This is a genomic window from Billgrantia saliphila, assembly GCF_002930105.1.
Taxonomy (GTDB): Bacteria; Pseudomonadota; Gammaproteobacteria; order Pseudomonadales; family Halomonadaceae; genus Halomonas; species Halomonas saliphila.
In genome coordinates this window covers 100,314-118,545 of sequence record NZ_PJRN01000003.1, presented here as the reverse complement: position 1 = coordinate 118,545, position 18,232 = coordinate 100,314, and the positions used below count along the sequence as shown (strand labels likewise).

The window sequence follows — 18,232 nt, the reverse complement described above, 5'->3', positions numbered from 1 at the left end:
TCGCTGCACCAATATGCAGCAATTGCATAGCTCATGTGCGTAATAGACATGGATATGAAGCGAAATCGCTTTTAAAAGGCAAAAAAATGTGCACCGTGATGGCGCATTAATTAAGTTTCATAGATGGTTATTCAACGATTCGAACCCATTCAAGGTGATCTATGATTCGCTGGGCCATGAGGCGGGAGATCGTCCTCTTCAGAAATCACCATCCTTTACCGCTTGGTGAGTGAAACTACACGGCCACTATGGGAGAGGAGTCGGATTGAGGATGCCGGATTCATCCTCGCGGAATCACAGCCCCAGGATGATGATCACCAGCCCATAAGCTGATACTCCGGCCGCTACCGGCCAGCCTAGCGAGCGCAGGCGCCACCAGACGAGCAAAGTGATGGCGACACCGCACGCGGTCGCTGACCAGTAGAGGAGAATGGAGGGGCTCGGCACCAGGGAGCTGCCTAGCACCGCAGCGATCAATACAGGGCCGAGGATGCCGAGCCACTGGGGCATGGCGTCGAAGTCGTCATCGCGCTCGCGGCGCTCGAGACGATGTCGCATCCATAGCAGCGGCAGTATACGCATCAGCAGCGTGCCTGCCGCAGTGGCCAGGACCGCGAGCCAGAGTGCGCTACTCATCTCGCTTTCCTCCTGCTGTTGCGTTGAACCTGACCACGTAAAAGCACAATGCGCCACAGGCGGCGGCAAGCGGTATTGCGGCGTTGGACAGTCCCTTCTCGGTGAGTAACGCCGCGACGATCACTGCGCTGCCCAGCGCCAGCGACCAGCGGAGTCCAGTGAAGCGTGGTGCCAGAAGTACCAGAAACAGGGCGGGCAGGGCGAAAGGCATGACCTCGCCGAGCAGCGGCCAGCGGCGGGTCAGCTCCTCTCCGGCCACGGCACCGACTGCCGTGCCGCCGATCCAGCTCACCCAAGCCAGCAGAGCGGCACCGGCGAACCAGCCGAGCCGCTGCGACTCCGGTAACTGAGGTAGACGCGTATGGGCCAGAGCAAAGATCTGGTCGGTAAGTCCGTGCATCAGCCAAGGCCACCAGCGCCCCTGGTTCAGCCAGGGAGCGAGATTGGGGGCATAGACCACATGGCGCATGTTGATCAGTAGCGTCATTAGCACCACGAGCCACAGCGGTGAACCAGCGGCGACCATGCTGACGAAAAGAAACTGCGAGGCGCCGGCATAGACGAGCGTCGAGATGAGGGTCGCCTCCCAGGTGCTGAAGCCAGCCTGGGTGGCGACCAGCCCGAAGGAAATGGCGACCGGTACGTAGCCGCTCATCAACGGGATGGCCTCGCGCAGCCCCGTCAGCCAGGCGCGCGGGGCTGCGTGCACGATGGGTTGGGTCATGGGTTCTCTCCCGGCGCGGCGTAGATCACGCTGAGCATCAGCGTTGCCCAGTTTTCCCGCGTGACGTAGGTGTGCGGCTGGTCTGCCGCGAAGGTCAAGGTGTCCCCGGGGCGCAGCGCGTGCGTGTCACCTTCGGGGCCGGCCTTCAGCCAGCCGCTGATGAGAGTCAGCGACTCCCGAGCGCCGCGTGTGTGGGGTTCGGCGCGACGTTCTGTGTAAGGCGCGCAGCGCATCCAGTAGGCATCCACGCGTGGCTTGTCCTGCCCTTGATCGATGAGCATCACCTGCACGCCATCCTCGCCGAGCGGCGCGCGAATCGGTGCCACCAGGGTGCCGAAAGGTACTTCAAGCTGCACCGCCAACCGCCATAGCGTATCCAGAGTCGGGTTGCCGCAGCCCTGCTCGAGGCGCGAGAGGTTTGACTTGGCAATGCCCGCGGCAGCCGCCATCTGCGAGAGCGACCAACCCCGTTCGCGACGCAGGTTTTGCAGGTGGTGGCCTAGGGTGTCGAGCGAAAGAGGGTCCATGGAGATGCCGCCTGGTTGTTCCTTTTAACGAACGTTCTATATAAGGAACAATGGTGTGTCAAGCGCTAGCTGGGGTAGGAATCGGATGAGGCGTGGGCGCCCTTGACAGTCGCTCGGTTTCGCGCGGAAGAGGTTGGTGATGAAAGCTCGTAAAAGATCGGCGGGTATGCCATGAATCCTTGTACCGCACAGCGCCTTGCCAGTCCTGTACAATCCGATAGAGTCGATTCGCCAGGTATTCCCGCTCGGTGTTTCCGGCCCCCCACGTCTGGTAGGAGCCGCCATGGATCTTCCCTATCGGGGCGAGCCCCTCTCGGTCGGCTTCGTCCTGCTGCACCGCTTCACCCTGATGCCGTTTGCGGCTTTTGTCGATTGTCTGCGCCTCGCGGCCGACGAGGGCGATCGAAGCCGTCAGTTGCGCTGTCACTGGACCTTCATGACCAGCACGGGGGAACCGGCCACCTCCAGCTGCGGGGCTGCCATCTCGCCATGCGCACCCTTTCAGGCGCCGGAGGCCTTCGACTACATCGTGGTGATCGGTGGCGTACTGGACACCGCCGAGCAGGCCGATGCCACCGCGCTGGCCTACTTACGCCGGGCGGCGGCGGCCGAGGTTCCGCTGGTGGGAGTCTGCACCGGTGTCTTTGCCCTCATCCAAGCGGGTCTGATGGTCGGCCGGCGCTGTTGCGTGAGCTGGTACCACCACCGCGACATGATCCAGCGCTTTCCCGCCATCGAGCCGGTGGCAGATCGCCTTTTCATCGACGACGGCGATCGCTTGACCTGTGCGGGTGGCGCGGCGGGGGCGGACCTGGCCGCCTACCTGGTCGAGCGGCATCTGGGCAAGGCATGGGCCATGAAGAGCTTGCGCATCATGCTGCTCGAGGAAGCCCGCATCGGCGCGCATCCGCAGCCGCAGCCGGTCGTGTTCGGCAAGATCGAGGATCGTCTGGTGCGGCGTTCCATTGCCGTGCTAGAGCAGCATCTGGGCGAGCCGATCTCGATGGATGCGCTGGCGGAGCGGGTCGGAACGTCTCGACGTCATCTTGAGCGCCGTTTCCGCGAGACGCTGGGGGTGGCACCACAGAAGTTCGCCCGTGATCTGCGCCTGCGTTATGGGCTTTGGCTGTTGCACTACACCGGCAAGAGCATCACCGAGATCGGCGAGCGTTGCGGCTTCGCCGACACGGCTCATTTCTCGCGCCACTTCCGCAGCGCCTTCGGCATGCCGCCGTCGGAAATGCGCAAGCGTGCCGGTGACCCGGACAGCGACCGGGTCGATCCTTTCTTCCTGCATATCGAATCGCGCCCAGCCATCTGAGCGCTGTGTCGCTCCCTCACGTATCGCGCGCATTCCAGCCATGCGGGTTTCACTGCCGATCGGCGCTCGCCAACGGAAGCGCGTTGTCCTCGGCATCCTGGCCGTTCAGGAAAGCTGTCGCATTCGTTCAATCTTTCGCCTGCGGTCTCCGCTATTAATTTCAGCGTGAGCCGGCGCCTCCGCGCGACGATTATCCAGGCATAAGGATTACAAATTTTTTACCCCTGCGGGTTGCCGATAGATTCGGGGGAAACCCTCCGTGCCGTCAGCCGCATTCCTGACAACGCCATAACGCCAGGCATAACAACAGGAGCCAGACATGAACCAAGCAGATCTCGCCTCGTTCGACTCTCAGATCGCCGCCGCCATCGCCGAGGAAGTGGCGCGCCAGGAGGCGCACGTCGAGCTGATCGCCTCGGAGAACTACGCCAGTCGGGCGGTGATGGAGGCCCAGGGCACACAGCTGACCAACAAGTACGCTGAGGGCTACCCGGGCAAGCGCTACTACGGCGGCTGCGAGCATGTCGACGTGGTTGAAAAGCTCGCCATCGAGCGCGCCTGCGACCTGTTCGGCGCCGACTACGCCAACGTCCAGCCGCATTCCGGTGCCCAGGCCAACGCCGCCGCCTTCATGGCGCTGGTCAAGCCGGGCGACACCGTGCTCGGCATGAGCCTGGCCCACGGCGGCCACCTGACTCACGGGGCGGCACCCAACTTCTCAGGCAAACACTACCATGCCGTGCAGTACGGCCTGAACGCCGAGACCGGCGAGATCGACTACGCCGAGGTCGAGCGCCTGGCGCGCAGCCACAAGCCGAAGCTGATCATCGCCGGATTCTCCGCCTACTCGCGAGTGGTGGACTGGCGGCGCTTCCGTGATATCGCCGACGAGGTGGGCGCCTGGCTGATGGTCGACATGGCTCACGTGGCGGGTCTGGTGGCCGCCGGGCTCTACCCGAGCCCGATTCCGCATGCCCACGTGGTCACCACCACCACCCACAAGACCCTGCGCGGTCCGCGCGGCGGCCTGATTCTCTCGGCCCATGGCGACCCGGAGCTCTATAAGAAGCTCAACGGCGCGGTCTTCCCCGGTCAGCAGGGCGGCCCGCTGATGCACGTAATCGCGGCCAAGGCGGTGGCCTTCAAGGAAGCCATGAGCCAGTCCTTCGTGAAGTACCAGCAGCGGGTGATCGACAACGCCCGCACCATGGCCGGCGTCTTCGTCGAGCGTGGTTACGACGTCGTCTCAGGCGGCACCGACGACCACCTCTTCCTGGTCTCGCTGATCCGCCAGGGTGTCACCGGCAAGGATGCCGACGCGGCGCTGGGCCGCTCGCATATCACCGTCAACAAGAATGCCGTCCCCAACGACCCGCAGAGCCCCTTCGTCACCTCCGGTCTGCGCATCGGCACCCCGGCGGTGACCTCGCGTGGTTTCGATGTGGACGACTGCGGTCGGCTTGCCGGCTGGATCTGCGACATCCTCGACGTGCTGGCCGAGCAAGGCAACACCGATGCGGTGGAGGCCGAGGTGCGCGAGAAGGTCGCCGCGCTCTGCGAGCGGCATCCGGTCTACGGCGCCGCCCCCGCAGCAGCGGCGCACGAAAACGCCATCGCCTGAACCCGTATGGGCCGGCCCTGTCGAGCGGGGCCGGTCGAGGAGAGAGAACATGCAACGCTATTCAGGTTTCGGGCTGGCCAGGCACGCCCTCAGTCACCATGAGAACTGGGAACGCCAGTGGCGCAATCCCACCCCCAAGAAGCAATACGACGTGATTATCGTCGGCGGCGGTGGCCACGGCCTGGCCACCGCCTACTACCTGGCCAAGGAGCACGGCATCACGAACGTGGCGGTGCTGGAGAAGGGCTGGCTGGGTGGCGGCAATACCGCGCGCAACACCACCATCGTGCGCTCCAACTACCTGTGGGACGAGGCCGCGGCGCTCTACGAGCACTCCATGAAACTGTGGGAAGGGCTGTCGCAGGACCTCAACTACAACGTGATGTTCTCCCAGCGTGGCGTGATGAACCTGGGGCACACCCTGCAGGACATGCGCGACATCCAGCGCCGAGTCAATGCCAACCGGCTCAATGGCATCGACAGCGAGGTGCTCACACCCGCGCAGATCCAGGAGATCGTACCGATCATGGACTGCTCGAAGAACGCCCGCTATCCCATTCTCGGCGCCTCCTGGCAGCCGCGAGCCGGCGTGGCGCGCCACGACGCCGTGGCCTGGGGTTTCGCCCGTGCCGCCGACGCGCTGGGCGTGGACCTGCTGCAGAACACCGAGGTCACCGGCTTCAAGATTCGTGACGGGCGCGTCTACGGTGTGCATACCAACCGCGGCGACATCGAGGCCAAGACCGTCGGCTGCGTGGCAGCGGGCAATTCGGGCGTGCTGGCGCAGATGGCCGGTTTCCGCTTGCCGCTGGAATCTCACCCGCTGCAGGCGCTGGTTTCCGAGCCGCTCAAGCCGATTCTCGATACCGTGGTGATGTCCAACCACGTGCACGGCTACATCAGCCAGACCGACAAAGGCGACCTGGTGATCGGCGCCGGTATCGACGGCTACAACGGCTACGGCCAGCGCGGCAGCTACCCCACCGTGGAGCACACCCTGCAGGCCATCGTCGAGATGTTCCCGATCTTCTCGCGAGTGCGCATGAACCGGCAGTGGGGCGGCATCGTCGACACCTGCCCCGACGCCTGCCCGATCTTGTCGAAGACGCCAGTCAAGGGGCTGTTCTTCAACTGCGGCTGGGGCACTGGAGGCTTCAAGGCCACCCCGGGTTCGGGGAACGTGTTCGCCTGGACCCTGGCCAAGGGCCAGGCCCACCCGATCGCGGCACCCTTTTCCATCGACCGTTTCCATAGCGGAGCCCTGGTCGACGAGCATGGCGCCGCGGGCGTTGCGCATTAAGGAGGTTCGAGCATGTTCCATATCTACTGCCCCTACTGTGAGGAGCTCCGCGAGGAAGAGGAGTTTCACCCCAAGGGCCAGGCGCACATCGCGCGACCGGCGGACCCCGAGGCTTGCAGCGACGAGGAGTGGGGCGACTACCTGTTCTTTCGCGACAACCCGCGCGGCATCCACCACGAGCTGTGGGTTCATGCGGTCGGCTGCCGCAAGTTCTTCAACATCACGCGCCACACCGTGACCTACGAGATTCTCGAAACCTACAAGATGGGTGAACAGCCGACGATCACCGCCGAGAGTCTGGCGAACCGCGAAGCGCAGGGCAGCGTGCAGGTCGCCGGCAGCGGCCAGCAGACCGTGGGCGCCAGCAACGCCTCAGTGGCATCGGTCAAAGGAGTCAAGGCATGAACAAGTCCTTAAAACAGCCGAACCGGCTCAAGGAGGGTGGGCGCATCGACCGCTCTCGCAAGCTGAGCTTCACCTTCAACGGCAAGCGTTACCAGGGCCACGCCGGCGACACCCTGGCCTCGGCGCTGCTGGCCAATGGGGTCGACGTCGTCAACCGCAGCTTCAAGTACTCGCGCCCGCGCGGCATCGTCGCCGCCAGCGCTGAGGAGCCCAATGCGCTGGTCCAACTGGGCAGTACCGAAGCGGCCCAGGTGCCCAACGTGCGCGCCACCCAGCAAGCGCTGTTCGAGGGACTCGTAGCGCGCAGCACCAACGGCTGGCCCAGCGTCCAGCGCGACATGATGGGCATGATCGGCAAGCTGAGCGGCTCGCTGATGCCGCCGGGCTTCTACTACAAGACCTTCATGGCCCCGGCTTCCATGTGGATGACTTATGAAAAGTACATCCGCAAGGGCGCGGGCCTCGGGCGCAGCCCCATGGAGCCGGATCCCGATATCTACGATCACCTGCACCAGAATTGCGACGTGCTGGTGATCGGCGCCGGCCCGACCGGGCTGGCGGCGGCGCTGACGGCGGCGCGCAGCGGTGCCCGGGTGATACTTTGCGACGAGCAGGAGGAGTTGGGCGGTTCGCTGCTCGACAGCCGCGAGCTGCTCGATCACCAGCCGGCCGCCCAGTGGGTGGCGCAGGTGCTGGAGGAACTTGCCGGGCTCGACAACGTCACTCTGCTGCCGCGCACCACTGCCAACGGCTACCACGACCATCATTTCGTCACGCTGCACGAGCGGCGCACCGAGCATCTCGGCGAGACCGCCTCATTGAAGGGCGGCCATCGTACCGCCCGGTCGCGGATGCACCGCGTGCGCGCCGGCCAGGTGCTGCTGGCGACCGGCGCCCACGAGCGCCCGCTGGTGTATGCCGGCAACGACGTGCCGGGCAATCTGCTGGCCGGTGCCGTGTCCACCTATATCCGTCGCTACGGCGTGGTGCCGGGCCGCCGATTGGTGCTCTCCACCACCAACGACCACGCCTACCGTGCCGCCCTCGATTGGCAGGACGCCGGCCGCGAGGTGGTGGCCATCGTCGATGCCCGCTCCGCGCCGACGGGCGATCTGGTGGCGCAGGCCCGCGAGCGCGGCATTCGCATCATCGACGGTGCGGCGGTGCTCGAGGCCAAGGGCGGCACGCGGGTGACCGGCGCGCGCGTCGCGACCATCGACGCCGAGGCATTCAAGGTTACCGGCCAGGCCGAGACGCTGGATTGCGATACCATCGCCAGCTCCGGCGGCTACAGCCCGGTGATCCATCTGGCCTCCCACACCGGCGCGCGGCCGACCTGGAACGAGGCGATTCTCGGCTTCGTGCCCGGCCTGGTGAAGGGCGTGCATGCTGCCGGCAGCGCCCGTGGCATCCACGACCTGGCGGAAGGCTTGGCCGACGGCGTCGCCATGGCGGCGCGGGCCCTCGAGACGCTCGGCCTGTCGGCCAGGGCCATCGAGCTGCCCCAGATCGATGCCAGGCATGAGGGGGCGGCTTGCGCGCTCTACCAGGTACCCCATGAGAAGCCCACGCTGCGAGCGCCCAAGCAGTTCGTCGACCTGCAGAACGACGTCACCGCGGCGGCTATCGAGATCGCCACCCGCGAAGGCTTCGAGTCTATCGAGCACGTCAAGCGCTACACCGCCATGGGCTTCGGTACCGACCAGGGCAAGCTCGGCAACATCAATGGCATGGCCATTGCTGCGCGCTGCCTGGGCAAGTCGATACCCGAGGTGGGCACCACCGTGTTCCGCCCCAACTACACGCCGGTGACTTTCGGCGCCATCGTAGGCCGCCACTGCCGCGAACTGTTCGACCCGGAGCGTTACACCGCGCTGCACCAGTGGCACGTGGAGCACGGCGCCGAGTTCGAGGACGTCGGCCAGTGGAAGCGCCCCTGGTACTTTCCGCAGACCGTGAATGGCAAGCAGGAGACGATGCACGAGGCGGTGGCCCGCGAGTGCCTGGCAGTGCGCGAGAAGGTCGGCATCCTCGACGCCTCCACGTTGGGCAAGATCGACATTCAGGGCCCGGACGCCCGCGAGTTCCTCAACCGCATCTACACCAACAAGTGGCTGAAGCTCGAGGTGGGGCGTGCGCGCTACGGCCTGATGTGCAAGGACGACGGCATGCTGATGGACGACGGCACCACCAGCTGCCTGGGCGAGAATCACTTCCTGATGACCACCACCACCGGCGGTGCTGCTGGGGTCATGGAATGGCTTGAACTGTGGCACCAGACCGAGTGGCCGGAGCTGCAGGTTTATTTCACCTCGGTGACCGACCACTGGGCGACCATGACCGTGACCGGTCCCGAGGCGCGCAACCTGCTGGCCGAGATCACCGACATCGATCTCTCACGCGACACGTTCAAGTTCATGGACTGGCGCGAGGGCAAGGTCGCCGGTGTGCCGGCCCGGGTGTTCCGCATCTCCTTCACCGGCGAGCTTGCCTACGAGATCAACGTCCAGGCCAACTACGCCATGCACGTCTGGAAGATCCTGTTCGAGCACGGCGACAAGTACGGCTTGACGCCCTACGGCACCGAAACCATGCACGTGCTGCGTGCGGAGAAGGGTTTCATCATCGCCGGCCAGGACAGCGACGGCTCGGTCACGCCAGAGGATTTGGGCATGCAGTGGGCCGTCGGTTACGACAAGCCGTTCTCGTGGGTCGGCAAGCGGGCGCTGTCGCGTTCCGATACCCGTCGCACAGACCGCAAGCAGTTGGTGGGCCTCAGGCCGAAGGACCCCACGGTGGTGCTGGAGGAGGGCGCCCAGATCGTCTTCGATCCCGACCACGCCATTCCCATGCCCATGGTGGGGCATGTGACCTCTAGCTACTACAGCCCGACGCTGGGCAGCGGCTTCGCCCTGGCGGTGGTCAAGGGCGGCCACCACCGTATGGGCGAGACTGTCTACCTGCCCATGGCCAACGGCCAGACCCACGCCGCGGAAATCGTCGGCACGATCTTCTACGACCGTAAGGGAGAGCGCCAGCATGTCTGAACACACTGCGACCTGGGCCAACGTGTACGACGTGCGACCCAAGAGCGATGTCCCGGCCGAGTCCCCGCTGGCCTGGTCCTATCATGACAGCGGCCGACCGAACGTCGGCGCCAACAGCCGCGTGGTGATGCGCGAGCGGGCCATGCTCGGCCACCTGATCCTGCGCGGCGGCGCCATCGTGCTCGACGATGTCGTGCGCCAGGTGCTCGGCCTCCCGCTGCCGGCTCGCCCCAATAGCCTGAGCCTGGATGAGAGCGGCGAACGCTCGATCCAATGGCTCTCGCCGGACGAATGGCTCGTGATCGTGCCCGGCGGCGAGGAGTGCGAACTGGAAGGCACGCTGCGCGAGGCCCTGGGCGACGCCCACTACGCCATTGTCAATGTCAGCGGCGGCCAGACGTTGCTCGAACTCGAGGGCGACAAGGTCTGCGAGCTGCTGATGAAATCGACGCCTTACGACGTCCACCCCATGGCCTTCCCGGTAGGCAAGGGCGTGACCACGGTGTTCGCCAAGAGTAGCCTGATCCTGCGTCGCGTCGGTGAGACGCGTTGGGAGCTGGTACTGCGACGCAGCTTCGCCGACTACCTCTATCGCTGGCTGCTGGATGCCGGCGAGGAGTACGCCATCGGCGTCGAGGCCTGACAGGTCGGGGCCGGCTGGCGCCGGCCCCATCCGGGAGAGACATCACATGCAAGACAGCCCCAATCGTTGGATCCTGGCGGCCCAATGCCCGAGCCGACTCGGCACTGTCGACGTGGTCACGCGCTTCCTCAAGGAAAGCCGCTGCTACATCACCGAACAGCACTCCTTCGACGATGAGCTGAGCGGCCGTTTCTTCATTCGCACCGAGTTCCGGCCCGAGGCGGAGGACTTCGAGGCCGAGGCCTTTCTTACCGGTTTCGCCGAACGTGCCGTCGAATTCGACATGAACTTCGAGCTGACACCCCCGGGGCGGCGTATGCCGGTGGTGATCATGGTGTCCAAGGCCGACCATTGCCTCAACGACCTGTTGTATCGCTACCGCACCGGCCAGCTGCCGATCGAGATTCGTGCCATCGTCTCCAACCATCCCGACCTGGCGTCATTGGCGGAGTGGCACGGCATTCCCTATCACCACTTTCCGATCACGCCCGAGACCAAATTCGAACAGGAGGCCAGTGTCGAGGAGGTGATAGAGGCGAGCGGCGCCGAGCTGGTGATCCTGGCCCGCTACATGCAGGTGCTGTCGAGCCGGATGTGCACCCGGCTCGCCGGTCGCGCGATCAATATCCACCATTCGCTGCTGCCCGGCTTCAAGGGCGCGCGCCCCTATCACCAGGCGTACGAGAAGGGTGTCAAGCTGGTCGGCGCCACCGCCCACTACATCAACGACGACCTGGACGAGGGGCCCATCATCACCCAGGGCGTGGCGTCGGTGAGCCATGCCGACTACCCGGAAGACCTCGTGGCCAAGGGGCGTGACATCGAATGCCTGACCCTGGCCAAGGCAGTCGCCCTGCACGTGGAGCGGCGGGTCTTCCTGCATGCCAGCCGCACGGTCGTCTTCGACCGCTAGCATGGCCAGTAGCTTCGGCCATGTAAGTTTTATCCTACATAAGTCACAGCAATTTCTTACATGGAAGTTTATCCTCGGTTAACACTGGATCCGTTCATCTGTGCCACGCTGTAGGCATCGGGCAATGGATCGCCCAACACGGAAGGTCGAGCGACGGAACGCTCATACCCAAGGACGCTTGGGCAGGATGCCCAAGGTTGGTTGGATAGGGAAGCGTCGATAGAAAGCCCGGCCTTAGTGGCCGGGCTTTTTCTTTGGCGGGCTCGACTCGATGCAGCGGTACTCTTCAGTGCTGGGTCATGCCGAGACGGCCATACTGATGCGGGAGATGCTGTGGTTTCGCGTTCCCTGCGGGTTCGCCAAAATATCGCGTCTCATCGCACCTGACCCCGGCCATCGGTCGGGGTCCTTTCGTTTGCGTGACACGTTCAGGCCTTTTTCAACGACGCCATGTCGATCACGAAGCGGTAGCGCACGTCGCCTTTCTCCATGCGCGCGTAGGCTTCGTTGATGTCGTGAATATCGAGCATCTCGATGTCGCAGCGAATGTTGTGCTCGGCGCAGAAGTCCAGCAGCTCCTGGGTCTCCTGGATGCCGCCGATCAGTGAGCCCGCGAGCACGCGGCGCTTGAACACCAGGTTGAAAGCATTGATGGCGGGCTCGATGGGATCGAGCAGGCCGACCAGGATGTGGGTGCCGTCGTACTTCAGGGCCGCCAGGTAGGGGTTGAGGTCGTGCTGCACCGGCACGGTGTCGAGCATGAAGTCGAAGGTCTCGGCCACGGCATCCATCTGGGCGAGGTCGGTGGAAACGACCACGTGGTCGGCACCATGCCCCCTGGCTTCATCGACCTTGCTTTCGGAACGGGTGAAGACGGTCACTTCGGCGCCCAGCGCCTTGGCCAGCTTGACCCCCATGTGGCCAAGCCCGCCCATGCCGATCACCCCAACCTTGTGGCCGGCCTTCACGCCGTAGTGCTTGAGCGGCGAGTAGGTGGTGATGCCGGCGCACAAGATCGGCGCGGCGGAAGCGAGATCGATGCCTTCAGGCATGCGCAGCACGAAGCGCTCGCTGACCACGATGTTGTCCGAGTAACCGCCCTGGGTCAGCGTGCCGTCCTGGTGATCGTCGCTGCCGTAGGTCATGGTGAAGCCTTCGAGGCAGAACTGCTCGACACCGTCGCGGCAGGGCTGGCAATGGCGGCAGGAGTCGACCATGCAGCCCACGCCGACCAGGTCGCCCGCCTGGAAACGCGTAACCTGGTCGCCCACGGCGATGACGCGTCCGACGATCTCGTGCCCGGGGACGACGGGATAGCGGCTCATGCCCCAGTCGTCGCGAGCGAAGTGAAGGTCGCTGTGGCAGACGCCGCAATAAAGGATTTCGATGGCAACATCGTCCGGTCGCGGCTGGCGACGCTCGAACTGGAAGGGGGCCAGGAGCTGGTCGGGGGCGTAGGCCGCATAGGCGCGAGTTTGGCTCATGTCACACTCCTCTTGATGTTTAACGTGCGCCCAGTATGGTCGAGGAGACGCGGGCGGTGTTGCAGGTTCCTCCGGCATTTTTGCTCGTTTCTCCGGAAGGCTGCGCTCTTCTTCCTCCTGAGACGAAAAAAGCCGTCATAATGTCTGGCAAGAGAGATAGAGGGTGCTGTCATGGCGATACCACCGACCCCGGTCGACGAGCTGGTTGGCCTGCTTGCCCCGCTGGCCGAGCGGGAGGGCTTCACCGCGACTTCGCTAGCCGGCGTGTCGTTGATGGCCATGCATCGCCCGCGGCCGCGTACGCCGCTGATCTACGAGCCGGGCCTGTTTGTTATCGCCCAGGGCAACAAGATCGGTTATCTCGGCGATCGCGAGATCCAATACGGGCCGGGCCATTACCTGGTCCAGACGCTACCGCTGCCCTTCGAGTGCGAGACGTTTGCCACTTGCAACGCGCCCATGCTGGGATTGGCCGTGCGCCTCGATCCGGCGCTGCTCGGCGAGATGGTGGCGGCAATGGAAGAGGCGGGGCCGGTGGAGAGCGGCCCGGATCCGGTGCCCATGGCTTCGGTGACGATGACTGAGGGCATGCACGGGGCGGTGGTCCGACTGCTGCGAACCCTGCACGATTCTGCCGAGACGTCGATCATGGGCGAGAGCCGAGTCAGGGACGTCGTCTTCGAGGCGTTGAAGGGGGAGCAGGGGCCGGCGCTGCGCGCCCTGGTGCGTCATCAGGGTAACTATTCGCGTATCGTCCGGGTGCTCTCCCGGCTGCACGCCGACTTCGCTGAAGAGATATCGGTGGAATCGATGGCCCGTCAGGCCAGCATGAGCCCCTCGACTTTTCATCAGCACTTCAGGCAAATCGCTCAGGCTTCGCCGCTGCAGTACGTGAAGCGATTACGCCTGATCAAGGCCCAGCAGTTGCTCAGCCAGGAGGCGTGCAACGTCAATCAGGTGGCGATTCGCGTTGGTTATCGCAGCGTGTCCCAGTTCAGCCGGGACTACAAACGCTACTTCGGAATTTCGCCGCTTCGGCACCGACGGGAGGAGCGGGCGCTGGACGCCTCGTGAACATCGAGCGGAGCCGCTCCGGCAAGGGGGCGTGCTGGATGACACCACGTGTCGGCGATCTCTTACGCGTCCACTTATCACAGGTTAGGTACAGATGCCGCTATAGCTGCCAAGCTACACACATGAGCCAGGGAGGCTCATCAGGGAAGACCGAGTCAGGACGACTCAAGCCCCAAGGATGCTCGAGCAACCAGGACGCTCGAGGCAGAAGGAAGGGAAGCGAAGATTTTGCCCGGCCGCAAGGCCGGGCTTTCTTTTGTCCGCTTCCGGCTCCTCAGACGACTCACGCCCGGGACATCTTGTCAGCCTTCAGGAAACCGGCCAGCAGAGTACCGATTCGCTCCGGTGCCTCATGATGCAGCCAGTGTGTCGTGCCAGGCACGATCTCCAGCCGGGCATCGTCGCAGAGTTCGAGTGCGGCGCGGGCCAGATGGGCTTCGAGGAAGCGATCCTTCTCGCCCCATAATATGAGTGTACGCGGCTCGATTCTCGCCGCGTGGTCGAACGAAGTACGCTCACGTAGCGCGCGGTAGTAATTGAGCATGCCGGTGAGAGCGCCAGGCTGCGACCAGGCTTCGGCATAGCGAGCCAGGTCGTCCGACGAGAACGTGCTCGGGTTGGCGCTGCCAATCAGGGTGGTGCGCAGGCTGGCGAAACCGAAACCCTGAAGCAAGGCTTCGGGCAGCCAGGGAAGCTGGAACAGGGCGACATAACTGCTGCGCACCAGTTGGGTGGGGTGTTTGAAGACCTCACGGGTCCACTGGCCAGGGTGCGGCGCCGCCATGACGACGAGACGTGTCAGACGCTGCGGATGTCTGGCTGCCACACTCCAGGCCACCACGCCGCCCCAGTCATGCCCCACCAGTTGGAAACTCTCTGCACCGTGATGGTCGGCCAACGCCACCACATCAGCGACCAGGGCATCGAGCCGATAGGCGTCGATTTCCTGTGGCGCGTCGCTGAGGTTGTAGCCTCGCATGTCGAGGGCAATCACGTGAAAGCCCTGCTCCGCCAGCGGGGTTATGTGATGATGCCAGCCCCACCAGAACTCGGGAAACCCATGCAGCAGAATGAGCAAGGGCCCTTTTGGCGGGCCAGCCTCGACCCAATGCAGGGCCAACCCATTCACGTCATGACGAGTGTCGTTCCAGTCCGATTTCACTCTTCATCCTCCTGGGACCTGTCCGCGCCATTCCAAGGCAAAGCCGCGAAGACGATGCCTTGGAGGAAGGCAGGATAGGGGTGGGCGGGATGGAGTGCATCGGGACGCGTTGGCGGGAATCGCATGCAACCTCCTTGTCGCAAACGTCATTATCCTGTCAACCAGCATGGCACCAAGGCGGCAATCGCAAAGTTATTCTATGTGCCCTTAGGTGAGCTTTCTTTGCGGTGCCTTTGTCTTCGGCTTGGCATGGGCGACGTTGCCAAACCGCATGCTCAGTCGAGTTCGTCTAGCGCGTCGCCAAGAACGTTGATCAGGCGGTCGATCTCGTCGCGCTCGACGATGAAGGGCAGGCCGAGCTGAATGGTGTCGCCGCCGTAGCGTACGTAGAAGCCTTTCTCCCAGCACTTCATGGCGATCTCGAAAGGGCGCCGGGCAGGCTCGCCGGGGTAGGGTTCGATCTGCAGGGCGCCGGCGAGACCGTAGTTGCGGATATCGGTGATGTAGCGAGTTCCCTTGAGGCCATGAAGCGACTCCTCGAAGACCGGGCTCATCTCCCGCACGCGCTCGATCAGGCGATCGTTCTCGAGCACATCCAGGGCCGCGAGCGCCGCGGCGCAGGCCACCGGATGGCCAGAGTAGGTGTAGCCGTGGGGCAGCTCGAGCATGTAGTCGGGGCCGCCCTGTTCCATGAAGGTCTGGTAAATCGCGTTTTGCACGATCACCGCGCCCATGGGTACCGCGCCGTTGGTCAACTGCTTGGCCACGTTCATGATGTCCGGTACCACGCCGAATTCCTCGGCACCGGTCATCGCGCCCATGCGGCCGAAGCCGGTGATGACTTCGTCGAAGATCAGCAGAATGTCGTGCGCATCGCAGATTTCGCGCAGGCGCTGCAGGTAGCCCTTGGGCGGTGGGATCACCCCGGCCGAACCGGCCAGGGGCTCGACGATCACCGCAGCGATGTTGGAAGCGTCGTGCAGGGCGATCAGCTCCAGTAGCTCCTCGGCGCGTTCGGCGCCGCGCTCGGGCATGCCCTTGGAGAAGGCGTTCTCGGCGAGCAGGGTATGGGGCAGGTGGTCGGCATCGACGCCCTGGCCGAAGATGGTGCGATTGGCGGCGATGCCGCCCAGGCTGAAGCCACCGAAGTTGACGCCATGATAGCCCTTGGCACGACCGATCAGCTTGGTCTTGGTCGGCTTGCCCTTCTTGCGCCAATAGGCGCGCGCGATCTTCAGCGCGGTGTCGGCGCTCTCGGAGCCGGAGCCGGTGAAGAACACGTAGTCGAGCCCTTGCGGGGTCAGCCCGCGCATGCGATGCGCCAGTTCGAAGGCCTTGGGGTGGCCATACTGGAACGCCGGGGCGTAGTCCAGCTGCTGCAGCTGCTGATTCACGGCTCCGGCGATCTCGGGGCGACAGTGACCGGCGCCGCAGGTCCACAGGCCGGAGAGGGCATCGAAGATGCGGCGACCGTCGGCGTCGGTGAAGTAACTGCCTTCGGCGCTTACGATGATGCGCGGGTCGCGCTTGAACTGGCGGTTGCCTGTATAGGGCATCCAGTAGGCATCCAGCTGTTCCTGGCTCAGGCCGGCAGCCCCTGGGGGTTGTTGAACTGTCATGGCAGCGCCCTCTGATGGCATTGCTGTTATTGGTGACTATATGAAGACAGGCTAGATCGGGGTGACGATAAGTTAAATCCAGAAGTTTTTAATCTCACGCAACCCATTGCTTAACTTTCTTCTCTGGCAGCGATACCCTCGAAGCCGAACGTCATGACGGAAGGAAACGCCCATGTCACGCCGCAAGGAGGCCCTGTCGGCCCAGCCCAGCGATGCCGATCTGCGCCTGCTGAAGATCTACCGAAAGGTGGTCGAATGCGGTGGTTTCTCCGCCGCCGAGGTGGAACTGAACATCAGCCGCGCCGCCATCAGCATGGCGATGAACGATCTCGAGACGCGACTCGGTCTGCGGTTGTGCCAGCGCGGGCGCAGCGGTTTCTCCCTGACCGATGAAGGGGCGGAAGTCTACGAGGCCACCATGCAACTGCTGGCTGCGGTGGAGGGGTTTCGCACCCGGGTCAACGGACTGCATGCCTGGCTCAAGGGCGAGCTCAATATCGGCATCACCGACAACCTGGTGACCATGCCCGAGATGCATATCACCAACGCCCTCAGCGCGTTGAAGGAGCGCGGCCCGGAGGTGCGCATCAATATCCGCATGATCCCACCCAGCGACATCGAGTTGGCCGTGCTGGATGGACGCCTGCATACCGGCGTGATCCCGGCATTGAAGAGCCTGCCCGGGCTCGATTACCTCCCGCTATACGCGGAGACCTCGCAGCTCTATTGCGCCTCCGGCCATCCCCTGTACGATACCGAGGAGGTGGGCGAGCGACACTTGGCGAACTGCGACGCCGTGGTCCCAGCGTACGCCCAGACCCCCGAAATCAAGGCGCTCCACGAGCCCCTCCGGGCCGCCGCCTCGGCGACGGATCGGGAGGGAATCGCCTTTCTCATCCTATCCAATCGCTACATCGGCTACCTACCGACCCACTACGCCGAGCGCTGGGTGAGCAGTGGTCGCATGCGTGCCCTGAACCCCGAACGTTGGCACTACCTCACCCACTACAGCGCCATCACGCGTAAGGGGGCTCCGCCCAACCTGGTGCTGGAGAGCTATCTCGAGGAGCTGGATCTCAGAGTGAAAGTCGCTGATGGCGCAGAAACGCAATCGGCCTCTTCTAAAGATTGCTTGTTCGTAGCCAATGGCTGACGTTCTTTGTAGCCGATTTCCTACAAAGCCGCTTATCCCAGGTTAAAGGCGCTTCAGCCTTAAGCTGTCAGAGTGGCCCCATGAGCATGGAGGCTTATCAGGGATGATCGAGTCAGGACGACTCAGCTCCAGGGATGCTCGAGCAAAGGACGTTCGAGGTGAATGTAGGGAAGCGAAGATTTTGCCCGGCCGCAAGGCCGGGTTTTCTTTTGGGCGCCTCATAGAGTGTATAGCAGAGCCTTGGCTCTGCTATACGGACAGGCATTACGCTTTCGCGTACGAGCGGGTCTGGCTCGACGGTCTTGCGTTTTTATGGCATTGCTGAAGTAAATCCCCGAAGTGGCATCTCCTACGTTCGATGTAGCAAATATCGTACAAAGCGGCTTATCCCATGTTACGTACAGTCTGCCCCAAGGCTGTCATTCTACCTCCATGGGCAACGGAAGCTCATCAGGGAAGACCGAGTCAGGACGACTCATGCCCAGGGAGGCTCGAGCAGGAGGCTCGAGGAGGTTAAGCAAGGAAGCGAAGATGCAGCCCGGCCGCAAGGCCGGGCTTTTTTTGTATGAGTACGAGCAGTGGCCTCGCGCCTTTATGACCGAA

Annotated in this window: 15 protein-coding genes; 9 read left to right on the top strand and 6 right to left on the bottom strand. The window is 63.8% G+C overall.

The annotated features are described in order from the left end of the window. Window positions 1-294: 294 nt before the first annotated feature. Genes CYJ07_RS04235 through CYJ07_RS04225 form a run of 3 tightly spaced genes read right to left on the bottom strand, consistent with a single transcriptional unit; the run spans window position 295 to window position 1,887 of the window. Window positions 295-636 carry an AzlD domain-containing protein gene (locus CYJ07_RS04235; protein WP_104202445.1) on the bottom strand — a complete coding sequence of 114 codons (342 nt, stop codon included), beginning with the start codon at window positions 634-636 and terminating at the stop codon, window positions 295-297. Next, window positions 629-1,360, bottom strand: coding sequence for an AzlC family ABC transporter permease (locus CYJ07_RS04230; protein ID WP_104202444.1), 732 nt, complete (start codon window positions 1,358-1,360; stop codon window positions 629-631). The genes CYJ07_RS04235 and CYJ07_RS04230 overlap by 8 nt, the downstream gene beginning before the upstream one ends. Next, window positions 1,357-1,887, bottom strand: coding sequence for a helix-turn-helix domain-containing protein (locus CYJ07_RS04225; protein ID WP_104202443.1), 531 nt, complete (start codon window positions 1,885-1,887; stop codon window positions 1,357-1,359). Before CYJ07_RS04225 ends, CYJ07_RS04230 begins: the two co-directional genes overlap by 4 nt. A gap of 283 nt (window positions 1,888-2,170) precedes the next feature. Between CYJ07_RS04225 and CYJ07_RS04220 the strand changes: the two genes are divergently transcribed. The 7 genes from CYJ07_RS04220 to purU all read left to right on the top strand — a co-directional run bounded on the left by CYJ07_RS04220 (window position 2,171) and on the right by purU (window position 11,137). Continuing rightward, window positions 2,171-3,208, top strand: a complete 1,038-nt coding sequence (locus tag CYJ07_RS04220) for a GlxA family transcriptional regulator (RefSeq protein ID WP_104202442.1) — start codon at window positions 2,171-2,173, stop codon at window positions 3,206-3,208. 319 nt (window positions 3,209-3,527) lie between these two features. Further along, window positions 3,528-4,829: a serine hydroxymethyltransferase gene (gene glyA / locus CYJ07_RS04215; protein ID WP_104202441.1), complete on the top strand. Its 1,302-nt coding sequence runs from the start codon at window positions 3,528-3,530 to the stop codon at window positions 4,827-4,829. A 49-nt stretch (window positions 4,830-4,878) separates the two neighbouring features. Further along, a complete protein-coding gene (locus tag CYJ07_RS04210; RefSeq protein ID WP_104202440.1) occupies window positions 4,879-6,129 on the top strand; it encodes a sarcosine oxidase subunit beta family protein in 1,251 nt (416 codons plus the stop codon). 12 nt (window positions 6,130-6,141) lie between these two features. Beyond that, a complete protein-coding gene (locus CYJ07_RS04205) occupies window positions 6,142-6,534 on the top strand; it encodes a sarcosine oxidase subunit delta (protein WP_104202439.1) in 393 nt (130 codons plus the stop codon). Continuing rightward, window positions 6,531-9,581, top strand: a complete 3,051-nt coding sequence (locus CYJ07_RS04200) for a sarcosine oxidase subunit alpha (RefSeq protein ID WP_104202438.1) — start codon at window positions 6,531-6,533, stop codon at window positions 9,579-9,581. The genes CYJ07_RS04205 and CYJ07_RS04200 overlap by 4 nt, the downstream gene beginning before the upstream one ends. Further along, window positions 9,574-10,224, top strand: a complete 651-nt coding sequence (locus tag CYJ07_RS04195; RefSeq protein ID WP_104202437.1) for a sarcosine oxidase subunit gamma — start codon at window positions 9,574-9,576, stop codon at window positions 10,222-10,224. Before CYJ07_RS04200 ends, CYJ07_RS04195 begins: the two co-directional genes overlap by 8 nt. Before the next feature lie 46 nt (window positions 10,225-10,270). Further along, window positions 10,271-11,137 carry a formyltetrahydrofolate deformylase gene (gene purU / locus CYJ07_RS04190; protein WP_104202436.1) on the top strand — a complete coding sequence of 289 codons (867 nt, stop codon included), beginning with the start codon at window positions 10,271-10,273 and terminating at the stop codon, window positions 11,135-11,137. Window positions 11,138-11,565: 428 nt separating this feature from the next. Here purU and CYJ07_RS04185 read toward each other — a convergent pair whose 3' ends face one another. Beyond that, window positions 11,566-12,621 (bottom strand): NAD(P)-dependent alcohol dehydrogenase, encoded by a 1,056-nt coding sequence (locus CYJ07_RS04185; RefSeq protein WP_104202435.1) that lies wholly within the window; start codon window positions 12,619-12,621, stop codon window positions 11,566-11,568. 171 nt (window positions 12,622-12,792) lie between these two features. Here CYJ07_RS04185 and CYJ07_RS04180 point away from each other — a divergent pair, with 171 nt between their 5' ends. Next, window positions 12,793-13,695: an AraC family transcriptional regulator gene (locus CYJ07_RS04180; RefSeq protein ID WP_104202434.1), complete on the top strand. Its 903-nt coding sequence runs from the start codon at window positions 12,793-12,795 to the stop codon at window positions 13,693-13,695. Window positions 13,696-13,978: 283 nt separating this feature from the next. Here the strand turns inward: CYJ07_RS04180 and CYJ07_RS04175 are convergent, their stop codons facing one another. Then, window positions 13,979-14,857 (bottom strand): alpha/beta fold hydrolase, encoded by an 879-nt coding sequence (locus tag CYJ07_RS04175; protein ID WP_104202433.1) that lies wholly within the window; start codon window positions 14,855-14,857, stop codon window positions 13,979-13,981. Window positions 14,858-15,132: 275 nt separating this feature from the next. Continuing rightward, a complete protein-coding gene (gene aptA, locus CYJ07_RS04170) occupies window positions 15,133-16,476 on the bottom strand; it encodes an omega-aminotransferase AptA (RefSeq protein ID WP_104202432.1) in 1,344 nt (447 codons plus the stop codon). A 172-nt stretch (window positions 16,477-16,648) separates the two neighbouring features. Between aptA and CYJ07_RS04165 the strand changes: the two genes are divergently transcribed. Then, complete coding sequence (locus tag CYJ07_RS04165) at window positions 16,649-17,629, top strand: LysR family transcriptional regulator (RefSeq protein ID WP_104202431.1); 981 nt, start codon at window positions 16,649-16,651, stop codon at window positions 17,627-17,629. Window positions 17,630-18,232 lie beyond the last annotated feature (603 nt).